This is a genomic window from Pseudomonas sp. TR47 (genome assembly GCF_044143025.1).
GTDB lineage: Bacteria > Pseudomonadota > Gammaproteobacteria > Pseudomonadales > Pseudomonadaceae > Aquipseudomonas > Aquipseudomonas putida_E.
The window spans coordinates 276,339-296,377 of sequence record NZ_JBHFCS010000005.1 but is presented as its reverse complement, the minus strand read 5'-3'; the positions used below and the strand labels follow the sequence as shown (position 1 = coordinate 296,377).

The 20,039-nt window shown below is 58.4% G+C and carries 20 protein-coding genes and 1 pseudogene; 9 read left to right on the top strand and 12 right to left on the bottom strand.

What is annotated here, in order from left to right; all coding sequences use genetic code 11:
- Positions 1 to 37: 37 nt before the first annotated feature.
- Positions 38 to 358, bottom strand: a complete 321-nt coding sequence (locus ACEWE8_RS08390; RefSeq protein ID WP_003253486.1) for a helix-turn-helix domain-containing protein — start codon at positions 356 to 358, stop codon at positions 38 to 40.
- Between the two features lie 83 nt (positions 359 to 441).
- On the opposite strand from ACEWE8_RS08390, the gene ACEWE8_RS08385 reads away from it, so the two are divergent.
- Positions 442 to 864: a hypothetical protein gene (locus ACEWE8_RS08385; RefSeq protein WP_003253488.1), complete on the top strand. Its 423-nt coding sequence runs from the start codon at positions 442 to 444 to the stop codon at positions 862 to 864.
- A gap of 8 nt (positions 865 to 872) precedes the next feature.
- Here the strand turns inward: ACEWE8_RS08385 and ACEWE8_RS08380 are convergent, their stop codons facing one another.
- From ACEWE8_RS08380 to ACEWE8_RS08365, 4 genes are read right to left on the bottom strand one after another with little or no spacing between them, the layout of a single operon-like run.
- Positions 873 to 1,232, bottom strand: a complete 360-nt coding sequence (locus ACEWE8_RS08380) for a hypothetical protein (RefSeq protein ID WP_003253491.1) — start codon at positions 1,230 to 1,232, stop codon at positions 873 to 875.
- Complete coding sequence (locus ACEWE8_RS08375; RefSeq protein ID WP_003253492.1) at positions 1,229 to 3,631, bottom strand: hypothetical protein; 2,403 nt, start codon at positions 3,629 to 3,631, stop codon at positions 1,229 to 1,231. The genes ACEWE8_RS08380 and ACEWE8_RS08375 overlap by 4 nt, the downstream gene beginning before the upstream one ends.
- Entirely contained in the window at positions 3,628 to 5,235 is a 1,608-nt protein-coding gene (locus tag ACEWE8_RS08370) for a site-specific integrase (RefSeq protein WP_003253494.1), read from the bottom strand. Before ACEWE8_RS08370 ends, ACEWE8_RS08375 begins: the two co-directional genes overlap by 4 nt.
- Complete coding sequence (locus ACEWE8_RS08365) at positions 5,228 to 6,394, bottom strand: tyrosine-type recombinase/integrase (RefSeq protein ID WP_223817826.1); 1,167 nt, start codon at positions 6,392 to 6,394, stop codon at positions 5,228 to 5,230. The genes ACEWE8_RS08370 and ACEWE8_RS08365 overlap by 8 nt, the downstream gene beginning before the upstream one ends.
- Positions 6,395 to 6,467: 73 nt before the next feature.
- Here ACEWE8_RS08365 and ACEWE8_RS08360 point away from each other — a divergent pair.
- Positions 6,468 to 6,635 (top strand): annotated as a pseudogene (locus ACEWE8_RS08360) (JAB domain-containing protein); the annotation flags it as partial.
- Positions 6,636 to 6,705: 70 nt separating this feature from the next.
- On the opposite strand, the gene ACEWE8_RS08355 reads toward ACEWE8_RS08360, so the two are convergent.
- Positions 6,706 to 8,295 (bottom strand): ABC transporter substrate-binding protein, encoded by a 1,590-nt coding sequence (locus ACEWE8_RS08355; protein WP_395589245.1) that lies wholly within the window; start codon positions 8,293 to 8,295, stop codon positions 6,706 to 6,708.
- Between the two features lie 360 nt (positions 8,296 to 8,655).
- Here ACEWE8_RS08355 and rpmB point away from each other — a divergent pair, with 360 nt between their 5' ends.
- The gene (gene rpmB / locus ACEWE8_RS08350) at positions 8,656 to 8,892 is read left to right on the top strand and encodes a 50S ribosomal protein L28 (protein WP_012312138.1); all 237 of its coding nucleotides are present in this window, start codon (positions 8,656 to 8,658) and stop codon (positions 8,890 to 8,892) included.
- Between the two features lie 10 nt (positions 8,893 to 8,902).
- Complete coding sequence (gene rpmG / locus ACEWE8_RS08345) at positions 8,903 to 9,058, top strand: 50S ribosomal protein L33 (RefSeq protein ID WP_003253507.1); 156 nt, start codon at positions 8,903 to 8,905, stop codon at positions 9,056 to 9,058.
- 119 nt (positions 9,059 to 9,177) lie between these two features.
- Here the strand turns inward: rpmG and ACEWE8_RS08340 are convergent, their stop codons facing one another.
- Both ACEWE8_RS08340 and ACEWE8_RS08335 read right to left on the bottom strand, forming a co-directional pair.
- Positions 9,178 to 9,378 (bottom strand): hypothetical protein, encoded by a 201-nt coding sequence (locus ACEWE8_RS08340; RefSeq protein WP_046786876.1) that lies wholly within the window; start codon positions 9,376 to 9,378, stop codon positions 9,178 to 9,180.
- A 96-nt stretch (positions 9,379 to 9,474) separates the two neighbouring features.
- Positions 9,475 to 9,834 (bottom strand): cupin domain-containing protein, encoded by a 360-nt coding sequence (locus ACEWE8_RS08335; protein WP_046786877.1) that lies wholly within the window; start codon positions 9,832 to 9,834, stop codon positions 9,475 to 9,477.
- A 196-nt stretch (positions 9,835 to 10,030) separates the two neighbouring features.
- On the opposite strand from ACEWE8_RS08335, the gene ACEWE8_RS08330 reads away from it, so the two are divergent.
- Together ACEWE8_RS08330 and ACEWE8_RS08325 are read left to right on the top strand one after the other, a co-directional pair.
- Complete coding sequence (locus tag ACEWE8_RS08330) at positions 10,031 to 11,524, top strand: aldehyde dehydrogenase (protein WP_046786878.1); 1,494 nt, start codon at positions 10,031 to 10,033, stop codon at positions 11,522 to 11,524.
- A gap of 102 nt (positions 11,525 to 11,626) precedes the next feature.
- On the top strand, positions 11,627 to 12,766 hold the full coding sequence (locus ACEWE8_RS08325; protein WP_046786879.1) for an MFS transporter: 1,140 nt from the start codon (positions 11,627 to 11,629) through the stop codon (positions 12,764 to 12,766).
- 9 nt (positions 12,767 to 12,775) lie between these two features.
- On the opposite strand, the gene ACEWE8_RS08320 is transcribed toward ACEWE8_RS08325, so the two are convergent.
- Together ACEWE8_RS08320 and ACEWE8_RS08315 are read right to left on the bottom strand one after the other, a co-directional pair.
- Positions 12,776 to 14,326: a phospholipase D family protein gene (locus tag ACEWE8_RS08320; RefSeq protein ID WP_046786880.1), complete on the bottom strand. Its 1,551-nt coding sequence runs from the start codon at positions 14,324 to 14,326 to the stop codon at positions 12,776 to 12,778.
- A 60-nt stretch (positions 14,327 to 14,386) separates the two neighbouring features.
- The gene (locus tag ACEWE8_RS08315; protein WP_161872405.1) at positions 14,387 to 15,817 is read right to left on the bottom strand and encodes a PLP-dependent aminotransferase family protein; all 1,431 of its coding nucleotides are present in this window, start codon (positions 15,815 to 15,817) and stop codon (positions 14,387 to 14,389) included.
- A 178-nt stretch (positions 15,818 to 15,995) separates the two neighbouring features.
- Here ACEWE8_RS08315 and ACEWE8_RS08310 point away from each other — a divergent pair, with 178 nt between their 5' ends.
- On the top strand, positions 15,996 to 16,226 hold the full coding sequence (locus ACEWE8_RS08310) for a DUF1127 domain-containing protein (protein WP_046786882.1): 231 nt from the start codon (positions 15,996 to 15,998) through the stop codon (positions 16,224 to 16,226).
- A gap of 41 nt (positions 16,227 to 16,267) precedes the next feature.
- Here the strand turns inward: ACEWE8_RS08310 and ACEWE8_RS08305 are convergent, their stop codons facing one another.
- Positions 16,268 to 17,560, bottom strand: coding sequence for an FAD-binding oxidoreductase (locus ACEWE8_RS08305; RefSeq protein WP_046786883.1), 1,293 nt, complete (start codon positions 17,558 to 17,560; stop codon positions 16,268 to 16,270).
- A gap of 132 nt (positions 17,561 to 17,692) precedes the next feature.
- Here ACEWE8_RS08305 and ACEWE8_RS08300 point away from each other — a divergent pair, with 132 nt between their 5' ends.
- A complete protein-coding gene (locus ACEWE8_RS08300; RefSeq protein WP_046786884.1) occupies positions 17,693 to 18,046 on the top strand; it encodes a YkgJ family cysteine cluster protein in 354 nt (117 codons plus the stop codon).
- A gap of 2 nt (positions 18,047 to 18,048) precedes the next feature.
- Here ACEWE8_RS08300 and dadR read toward each other — a convergent pair whose 3' ends face one another.
- Positions 18,049 to 18,537, bottom strand: a complete 489-nt coding sequence (gene dadR / locus ACEWE8_RS08295) for a transcriptional regulator DadR (protein WP_003258963.1) — start codon at positions 18,535 to 18,537, stop codon at positions 18,049 to 18,051.
- A gap of 153 nt (positions 18,538 to 18,690) precedes the next feature.
- On the opposite strand from dadR, the gene dadA reads away from it, so the two are divergent.
- Complete coding sequence (dadA, locus tag ACEWE8_RS08290) at positions 18,691 to 19,992, top strand: D-amino acid dehydrogenase (RefSeq protein ID WP_046786885.1); 1,302 nt, start codon at positions 18,691 to 18,693, stop codon at positions 19,990 to 19,992.
- The last annotated feature ends 47 nt before the right edge of the window (positions 19,993 to 20,039 follow it).

The window sequence follows — 20,039 nt, the reverse complement described above, 5'->3', positions numbered from 1 at the left end:
GCTTGGGCAATCGCTTCGCGGCATTAGCAGGTGGTGATCAGCTCTGGTGTGAGGTTTTGCTTGAGTCCGGGAAGGCCGTTGCAAGGTCCATGCGTTCAGCTTCTTGAGTGATTTGAGCGAGTAACTCTGCCACTGCTCGGTTCTCTTTGAGGGCATAGCTCCCAACCAGTAATGTGATCGGATGAACTCCCAGCACTGGTGCGATGGTGTCCAGTTTCTCGATGGTCGGGACGTATCGTCCCCTTTCCAGCGTGCTGATGTAGGTACGACTGCTCACCGTCGCGAAGTCTTCTTGGGTCAGCTTTTGCTGGACTCGCATCCACTTCAGAACCCGACCGAATGCCTGTCTCAATTCCACTTTGCATCTTCCGCAAAAGGAAAGATGAGGCACCCGTGAACAGTATATGACTACAATGTATGCTGTTCATTTGAGAGGGGGTCATGATGTTTATCACCAACCGATGGGCAGAGGTGGATCGCTCCTTCGCCTGGCTGGCTGAGGATCAGCAGGCTTGGCATTTCGTGGAGCAACGGCTGTCATCGCCATGGATTCACATCACGGTGACGAGGGAGCGGGGAGAGGACACGTGTGTGGAGGTCTTCTTTCTGGAGGACATGCGTGGGCTGGAGCAGTTCACGCGTTTAACCCTGAATGGTGCCGTTGAGTTATCCCTTCAGATTGTTACTCCCGGGTGGATGAACGGTAGTAGCGGGTGGGCGATGGAGCATCTGGAGGTCATTCATGAAAGCGAGGATCGTTTGTACAGGTGTTACACCGTTCAAGGCGGTCGTCGGTATTACCAGCCTAACAGCTCCGAGTGCCGTGAGTATGGCTTCTTCAAGGAACTTTACAGACGAGGATAGCTGGTGAGTCAGCTCGTGGTATCTTCGAAGTATCGTCTTGGGTCAATTGCATCCTCGGTCATTAGCTGAGCGGCTTTGACGATTGTCTGAATTAATCGATTGTTCTCCATGCGTGCTTTTTGTAGCTGTGCTTCGAGAGCATAAATTCTCGCATCACTATTTTTACGCCCGACCTTTTTGAAGTCTTTAAGATGGGTCTGAGTGGCCGTATATAAAGATCGTATTTCCTCATCTCTCCAGAGCGTTTGACGACTAACACCCGCCTGCTGGGCAAGGCCACTTTGGGTGAGCGGTTCCTGAACCCGTCCGGCCTCATATTCGGCGAGAATGGACCGCACGTGGTCCTTCCATTTTTTTTCCTGCTTCATGATGAAGCCTTCTTAGGTTTTGAGTAAGCTTCTAAGGCCGTTTTGCAGCTCGTAACCATATCCATCACAAACAGAACGTGCTGATCGAAAGCGTGAGTATTATCGAGCTCAGCCTCAATACTAGACGTGATGTCAGTTTGGTTGTCAAAAATTGCCCTCAAAATTTTCTCGTACTCGCTGAGTAAGCTCTCGATAGCGGCCTTTGCTTCCAGATCATCAGGGTTCAGGTGAAAGGATTTACATCCAGAATCTGTACCGAAGCCTCTGATACACATGAGGCCCCTGTCGCACGGACTGATATAGAGCTCACGTGTACACCCGCCCCAAGGCGTTAGGTTGAGAATGCTGAGTTTCTCGATGATCATCTCTTCGATTTGTTCGTCAGCGATTGACTCCTCCCGCCATCGGATTACTAGCCTGCCCAAAAAGTCTGGGGGAGGGTCAACGGCCAAGTATAAAGATCTCACATATTCTGCTCGCTCTTTGGCAGTACGGTAGTCATATTGACGGCTTTGGCGTGGGGTTCGCCCCATCCATAGGTCCACAGCTGTTTCAGAGGGACCAGAACGAAGAATTGCCGTGGTAACCCAACGACGGATTTGATGAGGAGTGATGGAAAAGATTTCACCGTCTTGCCCTCGTAGGTCAAGGCGCTGAAAGATTGTTTTTTTTGAGGAGTTCGAAGAGAGATAGTTGTAGAGATCGGCTCTAAATAGGGGGCGGGGGATGATCCCTAGCTCAGATATCGAGTCAAACTGGTTTTCCCAGATTACAAGTAAGTTGTCACTCAGCTTGCTAGGATAACCTTTGGCAGTGTGCTTCGCATGATAAGGTGCTTCACTTCCATCACCAGGCATTGAAAATTGTTCTTCAAAATGGCGTCGCAGGTGAAATCTGTATTTATCTTCTAAAAGGCGCTTGAGCAGTCTGATATCTATGACCAGGGATGGTACTCCCGCCCCGAATCCTCTTTGAGATAACATAAGTTCTCTGATGCTTGCCCACTCATTCCGGATGTCGAAGAGTTGCGCATGTGAAGGATTGTTTCCAGGCTTGAAAAGCCCGTCGTGAACCATTCCCTTGAGAAAGGTGCGCAGGTGATCTACAAACCATTTGCTCTTTTTTACTGACGCCTCGGAGGATTTTGTGTGTTTTGCAATGTCAATGACGGATACGCTATAACAGTTCTTTTTGTACTCATTGAGAAAATTAGACCAATCCCAATTATGCATTCGTTCATCTATCCAAATTGCGATTCGAGCGGCCGTTATTCTAGGGAGTTCAACGCTGCTGCTGTAAAATCGCCCACCACTGTAGAGCTCTTTTGGAGATACGGGGAAGCACTTACATATCTCCTCAACAAAGTAGTGATGTTCTACGGGCAGATCCAACGATGAGAGTTGATCCACCGCGCCGGGATCTAACGGATGGTTAGCGCGATAGGCTGCGAGTGCTTTATCTATAAATGAGAAACCATTGGTTTCAATGTCAAGAGCACGCTCTCTAGCATCCTGAGTGACAGCCAGCAAGTACTCGTACGCTTCGGTGAGTGGTGCGCTCCATAGGTCTGCGACGGGTACGGCGTTGGGGATGCAGTTTTTTTCTACAGGCACTCGTACGAACGTCGTGTGAGTGTTGGGATCTTGGAAAAGGCAACTCTTTGGAAGATTCGCGATCTCACCAACTCTCAAACCGAGCGCCATTCCAAAGCAGGTCGCCTCAAGTCGAATTCTATCGAAGCCCGCAGTTGGCTCCAAATGTGGGTTCTGCTTGATCAACCACCTGGCTTGTGCAATCCCTTTGTGCAAGTCAGAAGAGTATAGATTTTCTTCTCTTTGCTGAAACTCTCGTGATGTGAGTTCAAGCGCACTATGAGTCGGGTTGGGTATCCCAGTTTGCCATTTGATAAACCTATCGACGAATCGCAGCAGTACTCCATCGACCATTACGCTAAGTTGGTTGAGGAAATCAACAAATGCCTTGAGGGCATTTGCTCTATGGTAAATGGTAGAGTCTGAACGTCCATGCCTGATCGAGTCTACGGTGCGGTCGAAGACTTTGCGCGTTATGTCGCTCCACTCAATGTTTTCGCTATCCATTACTGCGGATAGATGCCTAATCGAGGCCATTCTGCCGATAATCAGCTCTGCTGACGGATGTGCCAGAATTTCTTTAACTATAAAGCAGCGCGCAAGCTTGCCAATCACTAGCGGGAGAGGGGGTTGGTCTTGATTTCGCCTGTTGAGAGGATCGAGTGATGTGAAGGGAATATTACTCGATCGATACTGCCATACCTTGCCCTCGAAATCTCCTGCTACTAATCCGTTGGCCTTGAGGTCATTAAATTGTTGCTCTGCATGTTTGTATCGGTCGTCTAAGACCATCATTGATATGCTCATTCTTTCAACTCCTTCACAGCAATGATTACTGACTTAGCGCCGTGAATTGCTGCTTCGACCTGTTGGGCCATAGCGCCAGTGGAATTGCTCCCGAGCATCTGCTGGAATTTAGTGATGTCTGCTAAAGCCCCTTCATGATTAGCATGACGGCTAGGTCTGAATTTAGGGCATGCATAGCAAGTGACCGTCGGGTGGTAAGGACATGGCTCTTCAGAATTGCATGATCCTAAGCCACTTATTGGCCTTAGCGCGGATCTGTCAGGGATTTCTTCCATGAATTTGCCGCACCACATCTGCACGGCTGCATTGATCTCCGGGCTTGCCATGTGGGTCGTATTTATGAACTCTTGCAGCTCAAGGTTGTAATGGAAGTAGTGCTTTATAGAGTTCAGATTTGAATGATCTAAAGCTTCAGCGACCTCTTCAGGGGATGCACCGGAAAGAACCATTGAAGTAGCCTTGGTCCTGCGCAGTCGGTACGCGGTGATCCGCATGAAGGGCTCTGTTTTTTGTATGGGTCGATGAGGGTCTGGTAACTGGAGTATCCAAGTGAGAGATGTTAGCGCATAACTTATTCTATGGTTGTCGAGATGTAATGTGAATGGTGTCAGCTTGGGGTTGGTGAGGAAGCGTAAAAGGCGGTTTTCGGTTGTGTACGCCGAGGGAAACAACGGCGTAGGAAGTACTGGAGTGCTTATTCCATGCCTGGCACATATCGCGTTGATTTCCTTCGATGCGGCATTGCATTGGGTCTCAGCTAAAGTGCACTGAAGTTCTACTGCCTCTGCAGTATCGTTAGCGATGTAACGTTTTACCAGGTTGCTCGGATGCCTCCTGAGCCTTGAACGTCTAATTCCTTTAACACTCGGCACCTTTACAAAGGGGCCGCCCTCATCGATCCCGAAGTCAGTAACCTGCATTAGGGCCAACTGTATAGGGCGAAGAGCCCAGTCGCGACAGAGCAAAAAAAGCGTGCGTTGGGCATGAGTGATGAGCGGATTGTTGGCAAGCTTCATCTCAATGTTCGCGAGTTGTACGCGAGTGAAAGGGCCAAAGTCATCATCTCGCATCGTGACTAAATGCCTGTTATCATGCGCCTTTACTGTAAGCTGTGATAGTTCAAGGCTGTCATGTTCGTTGAAGCCTGGGACTTCTTCATCCAAGCACCATCGATAAAATACTCGAAGAGCAACTAGCTCCTCATACCAGCTTGATGCTTTTAATCGAGTGCATTCACGTACAGCAAATGTCGATAACCTATTGCCAATAGTATCCGCGTCATTTCCCGAAAATTTATGCTGGGCCAGAAGCCGCTGGACGACAATCAGAGGCCTAAGGTCGATGTGGGTTTGGAGTCTGTCGATGAACCACCCTCTGAGTAGCCACTCAACTAACAAGTTAGAATGTAGGGGCTTGCTCCACGCAATATTCATCGGAGCACACCCGACAATCTCTACCGTTATTCTCTCAACCCACGCATCATTGTTGTGAATTGTTATAGCCTGACCGAAGGTGGATTTGACTGTGGAAGGAAAGGCATCGGCCTCGATGCCGAAGCGACATTCAATCTCGGCTACGAGTTCGGCAGGCGAAATTTTAATCATCTTCATTGCCTCGAAAATTTGAGCTGTCTGAGCTTCTGATTATTTCGCCGAGCCGATCAGATATGGCCTGTCGAGAGTAGCGCTGAACACTTTCGCTGCTGGGGCTCCATCCGCCCAGATACGCCAGAGCATCTTTTACATTAATGCTGTTGGCGCCACTTTTTTCAAACTTTTTGCGAGCTATATTTGCCCCTGTCGCCCTCAAGCCGTGCGGATGAATTCGTGTTGAAAAGTTTGGCAAGCCGAGGCTGGCTGCAACGGTACGAAGAATGGTGTTTACGGTTCGCGCAGATAGCCGTCTCCCGTCACGGGAACTCACGAATAGGGCTGTACAAGGTCTTTTTGGTTTGATCAGTTTAGGGCGATGATCGGAAATGTATTCGTTCAGAACCGCGGCTACCGATGCGGTTATGGGGACTATCCGACCGCGCGTCTTGAGACTAGCCCCGTCCAGTCTCCGCTCCCTGTTGATATCGCTTGGGCGCTTGATGCGTATTGTAGGTGAGGGACCAAGGTCAACGTCGTCGAGTTCTATGAGAACCACTTCGCCACGCCTGGCAAGTGTTTCAAGCATTACTAAGAACAGACAGTAATTGCGTGCCTGTATCTGTTTACTTTGGAATGGGTTCCTAAAGTCATCAGGACTGAGCACCCCTTTGAATAAGGCTTGTCCGCCGGAGTCAAGTGGCGTTGCTGGTAGCGGCGGTTCTGATTGATATGCAATCTTGGTGATTTTTTTTTGAAGATTTCGCAGATTCTTGGCTTTGTTTTTTTCCGCTTGGCTTTGCTCAAGTAGACCTAGTCGATTGAGCTCAACGTAGTGCTCGAAGGAGAAATCTATGAATGATTTGACAGCTTCGAGTCGTCGGGTGCATGTCGATTGGCTCGCACCCGCACCGCGTTTGGTGGAGCAGAGGCGTTCGGCCAGCGATGTCAGTTCCGCTGAGCTGAACACCGCTAGGCGCTCAAGCTTCGCTTCCAGTGGAGAACCTCGGCTGAGAGCCCACTCGTACGCGATAGCGATGTCACGTAGGTAATTTTCGACGGTATTGAGACGCGATCTGTGGAGCAAATCCTCCGCCCAGAGGTTTGCTAGGATCACTGGAACCCCCTGCACCAGCAGGTATGGCCTGAGGCCGCTGGAGGCAGTACGAATCATTCGGATCTCGCAGAAAGGGACGTCTGGCATCGGTAGCTCCAGATCTGCAACGTTTCCGAACATATACCATAATTGCCACAACCATCCTTCGGGCAATAGTGAGCCGAGCCAGGACGACGTGCACATGACGCTTGCATTGAAGCAGGGGTTGGCGCTGATCGATGTGCGGGTGCTCGATCACATCATCGTGGGTGATGGGGAGCCGCTGTCGATGGTGGAGCAGGGATGGATTGTCGCTTAGTGGCTGCCTGTTTGCAGGCTCGACCAGTCGCCGGCAAGCCGGCATTTGGTCGAGCCTGCAAAGCCAGGGTTCAGCGCTTCACCGAAACCTTGCTGAAATCCAGCCGCCCGAACGGGCTTGCCTGATAACCCTCGACGCCCTCGCGCAACAGCGCTGCCGCCGTCGGGTGCGCCAGCGGCACCCACAGCGCCTGCTGCTGGATCAGCGTCTGCGCCTGCTGGTACAACCGGCTGCGTACACTCTGGTCGTTGGTGGTACGCCCTGCACTGATCAACTGGTCCAGCCGGCTGTCGCAGAACCGCGCGAAGTTGGTCCCCGACTTTGCCGCCGCACAGGAAAACTGCGGGCTGAGGAAGTTGTCCGGGTCGCCGTTGTCGCCGGCCCAGCCCATGAACAGCAGGTCATGCTCGCCAGCCTTGGCCCGACGGATCAGCTCACCCCATTCGATCACGCGGATTTCGGCCTTGATGCCGATCTTGGCCAGGTCTGCCTGGAGCATCTGCGCGCCCAGGCTTGGGTTGGGGTTGAGCAGGCTGCCTGACGGGCGGGTCCAGATCGTGGTGCTGAACCCATCTGCGTAACCGGCCTTGCTCAGCAGCGCCTTGGCTCGCTTGAGATCCAGCGGGTAGCCGGGCAGGTCCTTGGCATAGCTCCAGGTGTTGGGCGGGTAGGGGCCGTTGGCGGCGGTGGCGGTGCCTTCGAAAACGGCCTTGAGGTAGGCCTGCTTGTCGAAGGCCAGGTTGATCGCCTGGCGCACTTCGGGTTTGTCCAGCGGCGGGTGCTCGCTGTTGATGGCAACGAAAGCGGTCATGAAGGCCGGTGTCGTGACGACCTTGAGGTTACCGTCCTTGCCTGCTTCGGCAACGTCCAGGGGCTTGGGTGACAGGGCCACCTGGCATTCACCACGCTTGAGCTTCTGCAGGCGTACGTTGGCATCGGTAGTGATGGCGAAGATCAGCGGATCGACCGCAGGCTTGCCATCAAAGTAGTCCGGGTTGGCGCGGTAGCGCACCACGGCGTCCTTCTGGTAGCGCTGGAAGACGAACGGGCCGGTGCCGATCGGCTGGCTATTGAGCTTCTCCGGGGTGCCTGCCTTGAGCAGTTTGTCGGCGTACTCGGCGGAGTAGATCGAAGCAAAGCCCATGCTCAAGGTGGCCAGGAAGGTCGCATCGGGGTGGGTCAGGGTGAAGCGTACGCTGTTCGGCTCCGGCGCCTCGATCGACTTGATCAGGCTGCCCAGTTGCAGTGATTGGGCGTGCGGGTAGCCACCCGGTGCGGTCTTGTGCCAGGCGTGGGCGGGGTAGAGCATGCGCTGGAAGCTGAATAGCACATCGTCGGCATCGAGGGCGCGGGTTGGCTTGAAATAAGGCGTGGAGTGGAATTTGACCCCTTCACGCAGCTTGAAGTCGTACACCAGGCCGTCAGCCGACACTGTCCAGCTTTGCGCCAGGCTGGGGACGACCTTGCCTTGGCCTGCGTCGAACTCGACCAGGCGGTTCATCAGTACGTCGGCCGAGGCGTTGGTGGTGGTCAGCGAGTTGTACTGGACCACGTCGAAGCCCTCGGGGCTGGCTTCGCTGCAGACGCTCAGTGGCGCGGCCTGGGCGATGCCGGCAGCAAGCAGGGAGGTGAGCATTAAGGAAAGGGCGGCGGCACGCATCGTGACTCCTTGGCTGTCAGTGGCCCATCTGCCAGTGCAGTCTGGAAACGTCCTACCCTAGTGTGCGCATCAGGAAATGACCACCCTCTTTTTCTACCGGCTGGCGACGAGTGGTCGACAGTTCGCCGGGCTAGCCGCTATGCTGCTCGCGCACGATTTGTCTCCGACAGATGCTCATCAGCAGTTGTTGCAATGCAGTCTTTCTGGTATAAAGCAGCGCTCTTTTCTAGGGGCTCGGCCTGTCGCATCAGCGGATCCGGTCGGTAAGACCTCCAGAATCACGGCGCCTGGCGCCAAAGACTGAGAGATTAAGCGGCCAACCCATGCCGGGTTGGGCATGTGGTTTTAGAGGGCTGAGTCATGTCGAGAGTCTGTCAAGTTACTGGTAAGGGTCCAGTAACCGGGAACAACATTTCCCACGCAAACAACAAAACCCGTCGTCGTTTCCTGCCGAACCTGCAGCACCACCGTTTCTGGGTTGAATCCGAGAACCGTTTCGTGCGTCTGCGCGTATCTGCCAAAGGCATGCGCGTCATTGACAAGCGTGGTATCGACGTAGTGCTGGCCGAGCTGCGTGCTCGCGGCGAAAAGTTCTAAGGAGAACGTCATGCGTGAATTGATCCGTCTGGTTTCGAGTGCTGGCACTGGCCACTTCTACACCACCGACAAGAACAAGCGCACCACCCCGGACAAAATCGAGATCAAGAAATACGATCCCGTTGTTCGCAAGCACGTGGTGTACAAGGAAGCCAAGATCAAGTAATTGATCGGCGACCTGAAAAAACCCGCATCCGAAAGGACGCGGGTTTTTTTTTTACGTGGCTGCCAACAAGAAAGGGGCTCCGTCTGGAGCCCCTTTCTTGTAGCGATCAGCAGTGGGGATCAGCTGATGTGCAGGCCGTCGATGGTGTCGGCGGTATCGACGCTGATCATCACCCTGTCGGAGCGTATGTCCTTGGTGGTGATGTCACGTGGGCCTGCGGCGCTCATCAGGCCAGTGAGTTCGACGATGTAGGGCTTGACGCTTTCTACATACTGCGAGCCAATCACGTGACGAGCGGCGCCGAGGATGTCGGTAGTCATGATGATTCTCCTTGGATTGTCCTGAATTGGACGCTGCAAGGATCACGCTCTTGGCTTGCCGGGCTGTGGTAATTAATCACCACGCCGGCGTCGCACTCATTTCTGCTCGAACATCACATAAATCTTGCGGCACGGCTCCAGCACTTCCCAGGTGCCCTTGAAGCCGGCCGGGATGACAAACCGATCACCGGCACGCAGGGTCTTGGTGCCGCCATCCGGGTCGCGCAGTACCGAAACGCCCTGCACGATCTCGCAGTATTCATGCTCGGTGTAGTTCACTGTCCACTGCCCGACCTCACCTTCCCAGACACCTGCGGCGAACTGTCCGCACGGGGTGGAATAATGGTTGTAGACAGCCTGGTCCGGCTCGCCCTTGAGGATTTTTTCTGCCGCGGGACGGTAGCGTTCAGCCTCGGTGAGGACTTGGGCGAAGTCGATGATGCTGGCGATGTTCATGGTGCAGCTCCTATTTTTGTTTAATAAAATGCACATCAGTAGGCTTTTAGGCCTTATGTGTCAAATATATTGATAGTTTGCACTGGCTGGTTTAGGGTATCGCTTGCCAGTGTGCGCTTGTCGCCCGGCCAGAATTCTGACAACGCCTGTGAGTCCTCAGTGCGGCGTTGCACCTAAACAAGAGGAGGAGTTTCGTATGACCACCCTGACTCGTGCAGACTGGGAGCAACGTGCCCAGCAACTGAAGATCGAAGGACGTGCCTTCATCAACGGCGAATACACCGACGCCGCATCCGGTGAAACCTTCGACTGCCTGAGCCCGGTCGACGGACGCTTCCTGGCCAAGGTTGCCAGCTGCGACCTGGCCGATGCCAATCGCGCTGTGGAAAACGCCCGCGCAACGTTCGATTCCGGCGTCTGGTCGCAGCTGGCCCCGGCCAAGCGCAAGGCCAAGCTGATCCGCTTCGCCGACCTGCTGCGCAAGAACGTCGAAGAGCTGGCGCTGCTCGAAACCCTGGACATGGGCAAGCCGATCGGCGACTCCTCCAGCATCGACGTGCCGGGCGCGGCCAATGCCATCCACTGGACCGCCGAAGCCATCGACAAGGTCTACGACGAAGTCGCGCCGACCCCTAGTGATCAGCTGGGTCTGGTTACCCGCGAAGCAGTTGGCGTGGTCGGTGCCATCGTACCGTGGAACTTCCCGCTGCTGATGGCCTGCTGGAAGATCGCACCAGCCCTGGCCACCGGTAACTCGCTGGTACTCAAGCCATCCGAGAAGTCGCCGCTGACCGCCATCCGCATCGCCCAGCTGGCCATCGAAGCCGGTATCCCGGCCGGTGTGCTGAACGTGCTGCCAGGCTACGGCCACACCGTCGGCAAGGCCCTGGCCCTGCACATGGACGTAGACACCCTGGTGTTCACCGGCTCGACCAAGATCGCCAAGCAGTTGATGGTGTATGCGGGCGAGTCGAACATGAAGCGTATCTGGCTGGAAGCCGGTGGCAAGAGCCCGAACATCGTCTTTGCCGACGCACCGGACCTGCAAGCCGCCGCCGAAGCTGCTGCCAGCGCCATCGCTTTCAACCAGGGCGAAGTTTGCACCGCAGGTTCGCGCCTGCTGGTCGAGCGTTCGATCAAGGACAAGTTCCTGCCCATGGTGGTCGAAGCGCTCAAGGGCTGGAAGCCAGGTAACCCGCTCGATCCGCAGACCACCGTCGGTGCGCTGGTCGACACCCAGCAGATGAATACCGTGCTGTCGTACATCGACGCCGGCCACAAGGACGGCGCCAAGTTGCTGGCCGGTGGCAAGCGCACCCTGGAAGAGACTGGCGGCACCTACGTCGAGCCGACCATCTTCGACGGCGTGACCAACGCCATGAAGATCGCCCAGGAAGAAATCTTCGGCCCCGTGCTGTCGGTCATCGCCTTCGATACTGCCGAAGAAGCCATCGCCATTGCCAACGACACGCCGTATGGCCTGGCCGCTGGCATCTGGACGTCGGATATTTCCAAGGCCCACAAGACTGCCCGTGCCGTGCGCGCCGGCAGCGTCTGGGTCAACCAGTACGATGGCGGCGACATGACCGCGCCGTTCGGTGGTTTCAAACAGTCGGGCAACGGCCGTGACAAGTCGCTGCATGCACTGGAGAAGTACACCGAGCTGAAAGCGACCTGGATCAAGCTGTAAATCCAGGGGGGCTGCGCTACAGCCCCAACGACAGCCGGGCCGGTTCACACCGTCCCGGCTGTGTCGTTTCTGCCATTCAAGAATTCTGCCTGGGAGGCTGCTATGCGCTGGGGAACCTACTTTGCCGTGCTGGCATCGGTGCTGAGCGTCGGGCTCGCGCTCGGCGTGAGCATGCCGCTGGTGTCCCTGCGCCTGGAGGCCTGGGGCTACGGTAGCTTCGCCATCGGCGTAATGGCTGCGATGCCCGCGCTGGGCGTGCTGATTGGTGCCAGCCTGGCCAGCCGCCTGGCCGGCTGGGTCGGCGTGCCTTCGGCTATGCGCCTGTGCCTGTGGGGCGGGGCATTGTCGATTGGCCTGCTGGCGGTGCTGCCCAGCTACCCGCTGTGGCTGGCGCTGCGCTTGCTGATCGGCATGTCGCTGACCGTGGTGTTCATCCTTGGCGAGAGCTGGATCAACCAGTTGGTGGTCGAGCAGTGGCGTGGGCGCTTGGTGGCGCTGTATGGCAGCAGCTATGCCTTGAGCCAGCTGGCAGGGCCGCTGGTGCTGGGCTTTCTCGGCTCCGACGATGACTTTGGCTTCTGGGCTGCGACCGGCCTGCTGCTGCTATCGCCCTTGCTGCTGTTGGGTCGTGGCGGCGCGCCGAGTACCGAGGCCTGCAGCGTTACCTTCAGCGACCTGTTCGCCTTTTGTCGCCGGCTGCCGGTGATTGCCTGGGCCATCGCGCTATTCGCTGCCTTCGAGGCGATGATCCTCACCCTGTTGCCGGTGTATTGCCTGCAGCAGGGCTTCACCACCGAGCTGGCGCTGTTCATGGTCAGTACCGTGGTGGTTGGCGACGCGGTGCTGCAGTTGCCGATTGGCGCCTTGGCCGACCACATGTCGCGGCGCGCACTGTTCACCGGTTGTGCCGTGACCTTGCTGTGTTCCAGCCTGGCGATTCCGTTGCTTGTGCACACGCCGGCGATCTGGCCGTTGTGGGTGCTGTTCGGGGCCAGTGCCGGTGGCCTGTTCACGTTGTCGCTGATACTGATCGGCGAGCGTTATCGGGATGATGCACTTGTGCGGGCCAATGCTCATGTGGCGCAGCTGTGGGGTATCGGCTGCCTGCTGGGGCCGTTGCTGGCCGGTGCGGGTAGCCAGTGGCTCAGTGGCCATGCGTTGCCGCTGCTGATGGCAGTTGGGGCGGCCGGGTTGGTGGTGTTGACCCGGCGGCGCGGTGCCTTCGAGCCTGCTGCCGCCTGAGGCCCTGCGCTACAGCATTTTCTCCAGCCCGACGGCCTTGCTGATCCACGCATTGAACCGCCGCCAGAGCCCGCCGGGCTCTGCCGTCAGGGTGTGCAGTTGGCCGTTGTCCTCGGTCACCCAGGCCAGCTTGTCATTCTCTAGCCTGACCTGATAACTCAGCGCAGGCGCCATGCCCTGAACGGCCAGCTCGCGGGTGTATTCGGCCAGCTCCGGGCTGTCCACCAGCACCCCGACCTCGGTATTCCACAACACCGAACGCGGGTCGAAATTGAACGAGCCGATGAAAGTCTTGTGTCGGTCGAACACGATCGCCTTGCTGTGCAGGCTGGAATCCGAACCGCCGTGGAAATTCAGGCGCCCGGCACTGGGGTCACCCGGCTGGCGGCGCAACTCGAACAGCTGCACGCCGTGTTCGAGCAGCGCCCGGCGGTAGGGCGCATACCCGCCATGCACGGCCGGTACATCGGTGGCCTCCAGCGAGTTGGTCAACAGCTTGACCGACGTTCCGGCGTCGGCACGGCCGGTCAGGTACAGCAGCCCGGGCTCGCCAGGGACGAAATAGGCCGAAACCAGGATCAACTCGTGGTGCACGTTTGCCAGGTCAGGGGCCAACTGCTGGCTCATCAGCAGGTGCGGGTCTGGCTCATCGTCTGCCAGCACCTTGCTCGGTGCATCCCACAAGGCCTGGCTGTGGGCCCAGATCAGCTCATTGCGCCAAACATCCAGCCGAGGCTCCGACTGATAGGCCATCAGGCGGTCATACAGCGCCTTGCGCTGCACCCGCGCCTCGGCCAGCGACACTTCCAGGCGGTGGCGGCTGGCGCGCAGGTCGGCGGCATCCGGCAGTTGCCAGAGGAAGTCAGTCACGGGCCGGCTCAGGGCACTGTTCCAGTACTGGTCGAAGCTGTGCCCGAGCTGTTCGGCCACCGGGCCCACGCCGAGCATGTCGATGTCAGTGAAATTCAGGTTGGGCTCAGCATCGAAATACTCATCGCCCAGGTTGCGCCCGCCGACGATGGCCATGCTGTTGTCCACCAGGAACAGCTTGTTGTGCATGCGCCGGTGCTGGCGCGACAGGTTGAACAGGCGGCCCACCGCGCGCGTCACCCCCGTGCTGCGGCCCAGATGCAGTGGGTTGAATACGCGGATCTGGATGTTCGGATGGGCGTCGAGGGTGCCCATGATGGTGTCCAGGCCGTCGCTGGTGGTGTCGTCCAGCAGGATACGCACGCGTACGCCTCGGTCGGCGGCGCGCAGCAGTTCATGGACCAGGGCCCGGGTGCTCAGGCCGTCGTGGACGATGTAGTACTGCAAGTCGATGCTGGCCTGCGCGTTGCGGATCAGCTCGGCGCGGGCACGGAAGGCCTCGTTGCTGTTGGGCAGCAGACGGAAACCGGACCGTCCTTCATAGGGTGCGGCCTGGCGCAGCACCGAGCGGCCGAAGGCTGAATCTTTAGCCGGCAGTGCCTGGCTGGTCTCGCGGGGTGTACCGACGCTGGCGCAGCCTGCAAGGCCTAGCAGCACCAGCAGCAGGGGCAGAGCTCGCTGGAGTCTCAAGTGTGGATCGTCCTGTGCGGCAAAGGCTTGAGAGGTTGGACCGTATAGGGCGGCGCAAAGTTACCCGTCGGTGTTACTTTGATCCAGTAGACGAAGGGCGGTTTCTCCCACTTTGCGCACCGCGTCCTCGATCTGTGGTGTTGGCCGCGCGGCGAAATTCATCCGCAGGCAGTGGCGGAACTTGCCTGAGGCGGAAAAGATGCTGCCCACGGCAACCTGCACGCCCTGTTCCAGTAAAGCGCGGTTCAGCCGCAACGTGTCGAAATGCTCTGGCAGCTCCACCCACAGCATGAAGCCACCCTGAGGCCGGCTGACGCGCGTGCCAGGTGGGAAGTAACGGTTTACCCAGTCGCTCATCAGGTCGCGGCCGCGCTGGTACTGGCTGCGCATGCGCCGCACATGGGGGTGGTAGTGGCCGCTGGCGATGAAATCGGCAATCGCCAGCTGCGGCTGGGTGGCCGTGCTGCCGGTGCTGATGTACTTCATGTGCAGCACCCGCTCCAGATAGCGCCCTGGCGCCACCCAGCCAATGCGCAGGCCCGGGGCTAGCGTCTTGGAAAACGAACTGCACAGCAGCACGCGACCGTCGTCGTCGAACGACTTGAGGGTGCGCGGGCGGGGGTAGGTGTAGGCCAGGTCGCCATACACATCGTCTTCGAGGATGGCGACGTCATAGCGCTGGGCCAGGTTCAGCAGCGCCTTCTTGCGTGCCTCGGGCATGATGTAGCCAAGCGGGTTATTACAGCTTGGCGTGATCTGGATGAGCTTGATCGGCCACTGCTCAAGCGCCAGTTCCAGGGCTTCCAGGCTGATGCCGGTGATCGGGTCGGTGGGGATCTCCAGCGCCTTCATGCCCAGGCCTTTGAGTGTTTGCATGGCGCCGTGAAAGCTCGGCGAATCGACCGCGACAATGTCGCCCGGCTCGCACACCGCGCGGATGCTGCATGACAACGCTTCGTGGCAGCCGGTCGTCACCACCAGGTCCGCGGGGCCCAGGCGGCAGCCAGAGTCCAGCACCAGGCGGGCAACCTGCTCACGCAGAGCGAGGTTGCCATGGATGTTGTCGTAATACAGCCCCGGCATGTCCTGGCGCCGGCTGAGCTGGGCGAGGCTGCGCAACAAGGGCTTGAGGCTCGGGCTGTCGATGTCGGGCATGCCGCGGCCGAGCTGTATGACGTCTTGACGAGGTGTGCTGCGCACCAGCTCCAATACCTGTTCCCACTGCGAAATGTCCACGGGTCGCTGGGCAGGGCGGCTGACGGCGGGCAGTGCGGCGAGGTGGCGATGGTCGTTGACGAAGTAGCCGGACTTGGGGCGTGGCGACACCATGCCGTTGTCTTCCAGCAGGCGGTAGGCCTGCTGCACCGTACTCAGGCTGACCCCATGTTCCACGCTCAGGGCGCGCACCGATGGCAGGCGCTGGCCGGGGCGGTACAGGCCTTGCTCGATACGGGTGCCGAGCAGCTCGGCGAGGTTCAGGTAGAGCGTCACGGCATACTCCTGTGCTCGATTGCAAGCACGACCAGTACAGTTGCGTAGAAAATACAGCATTCAGCCGCAGATCCGCCAATTCTGTATGGGAATAATAAGCCTGTATTGAATCTGTATTGCCGGTGCTGGTAGCGCGCATGCTTTCTCCACAGTAATCACTGAATGGGAGAACGCAGCGATGGGTGGCATGAGCGATGTGCGCTTGCAACTGTTGGCCAGGGAACTGGAAGCCGGGCAGCAGGCCAAGGTGTTCAACGCCCCGCAAGGGATGGGGCGTTGGGGCCTGATGCTGCATCGCTGGCACACCCGCAGGGCGTTGCTGCAGTTGACCGATGAGCAGTTGCGCGATGTTGGGCTGAGCTGGGAGCAGGCCTTGACCGAGGGGCGTAAACCCTTTTGGAAAGACTGATCAACATGACACTGCGCGGTCCATGCAGGACCGTTCAGGTCTCAAGTCAGCTCTTTGAGCCTGTGCCACAACATCCCCAACGCCAGCAGCGGCGAGCGCAGGTGTTTGCCGCCAGGGAAGGTGATGTGTGGCACCTTGGCGAACAGGTCGAAGCGCCCGCTTTGCTGGCCGCTGATGGCTTCACCCAGCAGGCGCGCTGCCAGGTGAGTGGCGTTGAGCCCATGGCCAGAGTAGGCCTGGGCGTAATAAACATTCGGCTGGCTGGCCAGGCGGCCGACCTGTGGCAGGCGGTTGGCGCCGATGCCGATCATCCCACCCCACTGGTAATCGATGCGCACATCGGCCAGTTGCGGGAACACCTTGAGCATCTTCGGCCGCATGTAGGCGGCAATGTCCTGTGGGTCGCGCCCGGAGTAATGGCAGGCACCGCCGAACAGCAGACGGTGGTCGGCGGACAGGCGATAGTAGTCCAGCGCCACGCGCTGGTCGCACACCGCCATGTTCTGCGGCAGCAATTGGCGCGCGCGTTCCTCACCCAGCGGTTCGGTGGCGATGATGTAGCTGCCGGCTGGCAGCACTTTGCCGCCCAATTCGCGGTTGAGGCCGTTGTGATAGGCGTTGCAGCACAGCACCAGGGTTTTGGCGCGCACCCGGCCTTGGGCGGTGTGCACCTTCACTTCGGGGCCGTACTCGATGCGGCTGACCTCCGATTGCTCGTATAGCTGCACACCAAGGCGGCTGGCCACGGCCGCTTCGCCAAGCGCCAGGTTGAGCGGGTGCAGGTGCCCTGAGCCCATGTCGATCAGGCCGCCGACATAACGGTCGGAGCCGACCACGCTGTGGATATCGTCTTTATGCACCAGGCGCAGTTCGTGACGGTAGCCCAGGCTGCGCAGTTCATCGGCGTCTTCGGCGAAGCCTTGCAGCTCGCCGGGCTTGTTGGCCAGGTCGCAGTAACCCCAGGCCAGGTCGCAGGCGATGGCGTGGCGCTCGACCCGCTCACGGACGATGTCCACGGCTTCCAGGCCCATCAGCTTCATGCTGCGTACGCCTTCTTCACCGATCACCGCAAGGAACTGCTCCAGGCCGTGACCGACGCCCCGGATAAGCTGGCCGCCATTGCGCCCGCTGGCCCCCCAGCCGAGCTTGCGCGCTTCCAGCAGGATCACCGACAGGCCGCGTTCGGCCAGCTCGATGGCGGTGTTCAGGCCCGAATAGCCGCCGCCAACGATGCACACGTCGGCGCTGTGCTCGCCTTGCAGGAGCGGGTGATCGGGGTGTGGCGCGCTGCTGGCGGCGTAGTAGGAGGCGGCGTGCTGCGCGCTGTGGATCATTGGCGGGTCCTGGGTATCGAGACAGAAGTGGGAGGATAAGCCGGGCTTTCGGGGTCGGGCAACCGGCCTCATTCGCGGCAAGCCGGCGATGAGGCCTATAATTCAGTCTCAATCTTCAATGTATTCCTCGCCATGTCCTGCAACCGCCACAAGATCCAGTTCCTGCGCGAACTCATCCCTTCCTTCGAATGCGAGCATGGTTGCCACGACTGTTGTGGCCCGGTTACCACGTCAGCCGAAGAGATGGCCCGCCTGCCGCGCAAGTCGCAGGCTGAGCAGGATGCGGCGCTGCAGCGCCTGGACTGTGTGCACCTGGGGCCCAATGGCTGCACCGTATACGAAGAAAGGCCGATGATCTGCCGCCTGTTCGGCACCACCCCGCGCATGGCCTGCCCACGCGGCCGTGGCCCGCAACAGATGATCGAGCCGCAAGCCGAGCAGCTCGTCCACCGGTTCATCGCCACCACCCGACAGGTGCTGGTTTAGCGTCAGTCCGGGATCGGCAGGCAGAGGCTTTCCTTCACCTCCTCCATCACGATGTAGCTCTTGGACTCGCGCACGTGCGGCAGCTTGAGCAGGATGTCGCCCAGCAGCTTGCGGTACGAGGCCATCTCCGAAATGCGTGCCTTCACCAGGTAATCGAAATCGCCCGACACCAAGTGGCATTCCAGCACGTGTGGCAGCTTGAGTACCGCGCGGCGGAACTCCTCGAACGTGTCGCCCGACTTGTAGTCCAGGCTGATTTCCACGAACACCAGCAGGCTGCCCTTCAGGTGCTGAGGGTTGAGCCGGGCGTTGTAGCCCATGATGATGCCCTCACGCTCCAGGCGGCGCACGCGCTCGGTGCAAGGGGTGGTGGAAAGCCCAACTTTCTCGCCCAGTTCGGTGAAGGAAATGCGCCCGTCATTCTGCAGGATCCGCAGGATGTTGCGGTCGATCTTGTCCAGTTCACGCTTGCTCTGGTGCTGGGTTCTCATAGGGGATGCCCCTCCGTGAAAGGCGATTTTGCCGAGAATTCTCGCCAAATATAGGCTTTTATATAGTGAATTGCACTGGGCTGTAATTTTTATACTGCGCGCATCCATGCCATATCAACAAAAATGCGGTGCGCCGCGTGCGAGGGATCAACGATGCGAGTTCTGGTACTTGGTAGCGGTGTAATCGGAACCGCCAGTGCCTATTACCTGGCCCGGCAAGGTTTTGAAGTGACTGTGGTCGATCGCCAACCGGCGGTGGCGATGGAAACCAGCTTCGCCAACGCAGGCCAGATCTCGCCCGGCTACGCCTCGCCCTGGGCTGCTCCAGGTGTGCCGCTCAAAGCCATCAAGTGGCTGCTGGAGCGCCACGCGCCATTGGCCATCAAGCTGACCGGCGACGTCGACCAGTACCTGTGGATGGCACAAATGCTGCGCAACTGCACCGCCAGCCGCTATGCAGTGAACAAGGAGCGCATGGTGCGCCTGTCCGAGTACAGCCGCGATTGCCTCGACGAACTGCGCGCCGAAACCGGTATCGCTTACGAAAGCCGCACTTTGGGCACTACCCAGCTGTTCCGCACCCAGGCTCAGGTTGATGCTGCTGCCAAGGACATCGCTGTGCTCGAGCAGTCGGGCGTGCCCTACGAGCTGCTGGACCGTGATGGCATTGCCCGCGTCGAACCGGCCCTGGCTGGGGTCAAGGACATTCTTGCCGGCGCCCTGCGCCTGCCCAACGACCAGACCGGCGACTGCCAGCTGTTCACCACCAAGCTTGCAGAAATGGCCCTCAAGCTGGGTGTCGAATTCCGCTTTGGCCAGGACATCCAGCGCCTGGACTTCGCCGGTGACCGAATCAATGGCGTATGGGTCGACGGCAAGCTGGAAACCGCCGATCGCTACGTGCTGGCGCTGGGCAGCTACTCGCCGCAGATGCTCAAACCGCTGGGCATCAAGGCGCCGGTGTACCCGCTCAAGGGTTATTCGCTGACCGTGCCGATCACCAACGCCGACATGGCGCCGACCTCGACCATTCTCGATGAGACCTACAAGGTCGCCATCACCCGCTTCGACAACCGTATCCGTGTCGGTGGCATGGCTGAGATCGCCGGTTTTGACCTGTCGCTTAACCCGCGCCGGCGCGAAACACTGGAGATGATCGTCAACGACCTTTATCCTCGCGGCGGTGACCTGAGCCAGGCCAGTTTCTGGACCGGTCTGCGCCCGGCGACCCCGGATGGAACCCCGATTGTGGGTGGCACCGCATTCCGTAACCTGTTCCTCAACACCGGCCACGGTACCCTGGGTTGGACCATGGCCTGTGGTTCCGGGCGCCTGCTGGCTGACCTGATTGCGCGCAAAAAGCCGCAAATCAGCGCTGAAGGGCTGGATATTTCACGGTATGGCAAAACCCGGGAAGTCGCCAAGCAAGGCCATACGGCGCCAGTGCATCAGTAATCGGCCTGCTATACCGGCCTCATCGCTGGTACGGCGGCTCCTACACT